We start from the raw sequence: 4,896 nt of genomic DNA, 5'->3' as shown, positions 1-4,896 counted from the left end.
TCTGTTTTCTTTAGTGGAATAAATCCACGATCTTTAATTGTCTGACTGCCTACTGCTTCAGGGGGTATAGCATTTTGGCAAAGGCTCTTATGTAAAAAAGATCGTTATAGAGCATCTCGGCAATATCCGGATCGTTGAAAGTTCAGCGGAAGGAACCCATTTCCAAATTGAGATTCCACAAAACGGGATATTAAACATGGACTAGCACTTCGCTTTTGGAAAACGGGCCGGAGCCTGAAATGCGCGGCAACCGCCAAATCTGGCGGGGGATTTCCATCGTATTGCCATCCAAAACGGCGGGCAACATAAAGTGTCCCGCCGTTTTTGCACATCAATTTTTTTCCTGCTTTTGCCCCAGCAATGCTTATTGGCTGATCTGCTATTCAACAAAACCGTTCCTTTCTAACCGTGCTTTCCGGATGGTTTCAGCGCACGGAACAAAAGCGCTCTCCCGCTGTTGCGGAAGACCTGATTGACTCAGGAATCGTAACGGCCATTCCAATTCCTTCCAAACCATCTTTTTTACTCATTATACTATACCGGCTGCGACAATTTTCCTATGAAAATGCCAGTGCGGAAGATGATTCACTGACACCGAAACAAACGGAATATGCGCTGTCACTCGTATATCAGTTGCGGGGCGAATACGAACTCGCCATCCCGCCTTCTGCATTAACCGTAAAAGATCTGAACCGGCTGATCGCATACCCGAAGTTTAAAAACAAGGGAATATTGGTGAATCTTGTAAAAAAGGGCTAATCATTACAGGCATTGACAAATGATCCGAAAGGGCCCCATCCCTTCACCCCGTAAAAAGCAAACCCTAAACAGCATTTACTGTTACGGTGCCTGCCACTCCCCGTAAAATGCCGGATTAAACGCGGCGGATTGCGGGAAGTGGCAGGTATTTTTTCACAAACACTTGTTGAAAATCCTTCTCATTTGTAAATCGTGAAATCATATATTAAGCTAATAGTGGCTGCCCTCAGGGAGCGGCCCTCCATCGCCCATTGCATTTTTCCAAGTACATTATGGATTTGATCGCGGGAAAATAGCGCGTATCTCATTTTGAAGGGAGGGAGGTTCATTTGAAGACCAGAAAGTACGTTTTATTTGCCGCTTTACTCTTGTTCGGGGTGCTGCTTTTTCCTTCCATGGCGTTTGCGCATGCGTACATCGTAAAATCCAGCCCTTCTGAAAATGAAGTATGGAAAGCACCGCCGAAAAAGGTGACAATCCAATTTGATGAGAAAATCCAGCCCGTAAATTATTCCATTCAGGTATTTGATGAGAATGGGAAGCGGGTGGACCGAAAAGACGGAAGGATCAACTCCCGCAATGGAACTATTTTGGAATGCGGCTTACGCACAAACTTGCCAAAAGGTACATATCAAATCCAATGGAAAGCGGTTTCCGGTGACGGGCACCCTGTCCAAGGCGTTATCCCTTTTCAAGTTGGATCCGGGCATCAGGCGAAGCAACCATCCACTCCCGGAACGGAAACGGGGTACACACCAAAAATAGACTTGATTTTGATCCGCTGGCTGCAATATGCCAGTTTTGCTTGTATTGCCGGTATGCTTTTCTTTTCTCTGCTCATTGTTCCGCGGGAGTACGGCCACAATCAATATATGAAGAAAGCGGCCGGCAAGATGCTGCAAATGGGTACTTTGTTCCTGGTCGTGGGCACTTTATTAAGCTTGCCTTTAACAGCGTCCATTGAACTGACGGCTTCATGGCGCCATGTGCTTCATGCCGGCATATTAAAAAGCTTCATCGCGCATACGGCTTTTGGGCATATATGGCTGGTACAGATGGCCCTGCTGCTATGCCTGGCTGCTTTGGTATTTTTCCATTCGAAAACGAAAAATCCTGCTTTGTTTTATACAGCACTCGTTCCCGCGCTTGGATGGGTGCTCACCAAAGCGTTGATTGGCCATGCTGCTTCAGCCCCGCATCCCGTATGGCAGGTGGCGCTGGATTTTCTCCATTTGCTTTCGGCAGAAATCTGGATTGGCAGCCTGGCCATGTTCGCCGTTTTTATGCCATTGGAAAGGCATGAGGATACAAAGCCGCTTTACTTCCGGATGATCAGAGCATTTTCAAAATGGGGCATTGCCCTTGTCGTTGTGCTCGCTGTGACAGGCGTTTCGGGCAGCATTACCTATGTGCCAAACTTGCGGTCACTCGCAACGACCTCTTATGGGAAAGTGCTGTCTGCTAAAATCCTTTTGCTTCTCGTTATGGTCATGCTTGCCGCGTTGAATTTTTGGAACGGAAGGTGGAGCAGGAAAAAAGGGATTTTTGCCTCCGTATGGGGTGAACTGGCAACAGGGCTTGCCGTGCTCGTCCTCTCTGTCATTTTGACGAACTTGCCGACTGCAATGGCGGCACCCGGGCCGTTCAAAGAAACCAAAACTGTCCATCAACAAGAAGTGACATTTTCGGCCACTCCGAATGTGATAGGGGAAAATACATTTACATTGTCGCTGAAAGACCGCAATGGACGGCCGATTGGGCACATCGAGCAAGTGACATTAACTTTTACTTCGCTTGAAATGGAAATGGGCAGCGAGTCGAAAGTATTGAAAAAAGTCAAAGACGGTTACTACCGCGCAAAAGGTATGGATTTCAATATGGCAGGCCGCTGGAATGTGCATGTCCACGTTTTGAAAAAAGACTTGAATACCATTGACACGGATTTCTCTGTTCATGTTGGCAGCCAGCCTGATTGAGGGGGAAGACGGAGTTCAAAAAGCGGTTCCAATGAAAGGAGAAAATGAAGAATGTTGAAAAAGTTTGCCAGAGTCGTGCTGCCGGCATTTTTCGGTTTATTTCTGTTTGCAGGTGCAGCAAGTGCCCACGTAACCGTGAGCCCGGCCACATCCACAACCGGTGCATGGGAAACCTATACGATTAAAGTGCCGACAGAAAAAAATATTCCAACGACCAAAGTCACCATTAAAACACCAAAGGGCGTCGAAATTGAATCGTATGAGCCGGTGCCGGGGTGGACCTATTCGGCTGAAAAAGGATCAGACGGAAAAACCAAGAATTTTACTTTTAAGGCTGATGGAAAAGGCATTTTACCGGGCCAGTTCCAGCAGTTTACAATTGTTGCCGCAAACCCGGATCATGAGACCGAAATCGCCTGGGACGCGTACCAATATTACAAAGACGGCAGCATTGTCGAGTGGACGCAGGACAAAAACGGCGACAACCCTCATTCGATCACAAAAATAGTGAAGGGATCGGATACCGGCCAAGCCCAAACCCATGATACAACAACCAACAGTGGCAAAACATCCGGCTCTTCATCCAACACCCTGCCGCTTATCTTGTCAATCGTATCGGTTGTGCTGTCACTGGTTGCCTTGATCACAGCATTTCGAAAAAAATGAAAATGTGCGCCTGTCACCGCCCGGGGCGGCAGGCGCTTTTTTCACAGATTGTAAATGGCAGAATGCCGTAAAGCAAGAATTTCCCGCTATATATCAAATATTTAAGTCCCGTTTCCGGTAAAACAATAAGTGCAGGCGGAAAAGGCGGCAATCAGCAACAGTACAAGGAGAGCGTTAAGGGGGTTATGGCCGTCTCCGTTTACAATATCCTGATAAGAAAAGTATTTAAAAGGGCAAAGCACGTTGAGTGCGTACAGGTTGTCAGCCAAATTTGTCAATTCGTTGATGGCAAATGTTCCGAATTAGACGTAGGTATTGAAAAACGGACGTTTGTCCTATAAAATAAAACTGAAAAATAAGAAAAGGAGTGAGCGATTTGCCATTGGAACTGGTAATGGAAAAACAGGCCGGTTACAACGTGCATGACCGTTTGTTTAAGGAGCTGATCCAAAACTTTTTTAAGGAATTTATGGAAGCGTTCTTCCCGGATGTGTCAGCGGATCTTGACTACCGCCGGGTGAGGTTTTTGTCGCAGGAACAGTTTACGGACTTTCCGGGCGGCGAACAAAAACGGGTTGACATCCTTGCCGAGACGAAGGTAAAAGGCAAAGACACCGTGATTCTCATCCATGTAGAGCCCCAGTCGTATTACCAGAAACTTTTTCCTGAGCGACTATTTCGCTATTACATGATGATCAGCCTCAGGCACCGTAAACCAGTATTGCCGATTGCCGTATTCAGTTATGAGGAGAAAACAGAGACCCCCGATACGTACACCTTTGCCTTCCACAACATCGAAATTCTTCGTTTTCACTATTTATCCATTCATCTGATTAAGAAAAACTGGAGAGATTATATCCGGAGCAACAATCCCGTTGCCGCAGCATTGCTGAGCAAAATGGGGTATACAAAAAAAGAGCGGGTGCAGGTCAAACTGGAGTTTCTGCGGATGCTGGCCCGGATGGAACTCGACCCTGCAAAAATGAGGCTGTTATATGGTTTCTTTGATTTTTATTTAAAACTGAATGAAAAAGAGGAGGCGGAAGTAATGGAAAACATTAAAATGCTGGATCCGGATGAAGCAGAGCAAGTATTGAAGCTGCCGAATTCTTACTTTGACCGCGGGTATAGGAAGGGAAAAGAAGAAGGAAAAGAAGAAGGAAGAGAAGAAGGAAGAGAAGAAGGAAGAGAAGAAGGTGAAGAAAAGTTAAAAAGATTTATTGCCAACTTGTTAAAAAATCAAGTGGATTTGAAGATCATTGCCCAAGCATCCGGCTTGAGTGAAGAGGAGATCCTGAAAATCAAAAGGCAGATAGAGGGGGGAAAGCATTGAGCCCGGCTTGTGACGAAGCAGAGCAAGTACTAAAGCTGCCGAATTCTTACTTTGACCGCGGGTATAGGAAGGGTGATGCTAGTATAGTTTCATGGACACCCTTTAGTGAAATATAATATTAACGAAGGGATGTGTCCTGATATGGGTAACACAAGCGAAAAA

Annotated in this window: 4 protein-coding genes; all 4 read left to right on the top strand. The window is 46.1% G+C overall.

The features are described 5' to 3' along the window. Positions 1 to 408: 408 nt before the first annotated feature. The 4 genes from IC21_RS17155 to IC21_RS01320 all read left to right on the top strand — a co-directional run bounded on the left by IC21_RS17155 (position 409) and on the right by IC21_RS01320 (position 4,734). A complete protein-coding gene (locus IC21_RS17155) occupies positions 409 to 759 on the top strand; it encodes a hypothetical protein (protein WP_029143090.1) in 351 nt (116 codons plus the stop codon). Positions 760 to 1,088: 329 nt separating this feature from the next. Beyond that, the gene (locus IC21_RS01330; protein ID WP_029143091.1) at positions 1,089 to 2,735 is read left to right on the top strand and encodes a copper resistance CopC/CopD family protein; all 1,647 of its coding nucleotides are present in this window, start codon (positions 1,089 to 1,091) and stop codon (positions 2,733 to 2,735) included. A gap of 51 nt (positions 2,736 to 2,786) precedes the next feature. Next, complete coding sequence (locus IC21_RS01325) at positions 2,787 to 3,401, top strand: YcnI family copper-binding membrane protein (RefSeq protein ID WP_029143092.1); 615 nt, start codon at positions 2,787 to 2,789, stop codon at positions 3,399 to 3,401. A gap of 382 nt (positions 3,402 to 3,783) precedes the next feature. After that, complete coding sequence (locus IC21_RS01320; protein WP_035180312.1) at positions 3,784 to 4,734, top strand: Rpn family recombination-promoting nuclease/putative transposase; 951 nt, start codon at positions 3,784 to 3,786, stop codon at positions 4,732 to 4,734. Positions 4,735 to 4,896: the final 162 nt, after the last annotated feature.

The sequence above is a fragment of the Heyndrickxia coagulans DSM 1 = ATCC 7050 genome (genome assembly GCF_000290615.1).
In the GTDB taxonomy this organism is placed as follows: domain Bacteria; phylum Bacillota; class Bacilli; order Bacillales; family Bacillaceae_C; genus Weizmannia; species Weizmannia coagulans.
The sequence above is the reverse complement of the archived record's forward strand: the minus strand, read 5'-3'. Positions and strand labels throughout refer to the sequence as shown.

Coding starts and splice junctions, on each gene's coding strand:
- IC21_RS01325 (WP_029143092.1), top strand. CDS start 2,787: ATGTTGAAAAAGTTTGCCAGAGTCGTGCTGCCGGCATTTTTCGGTTTA.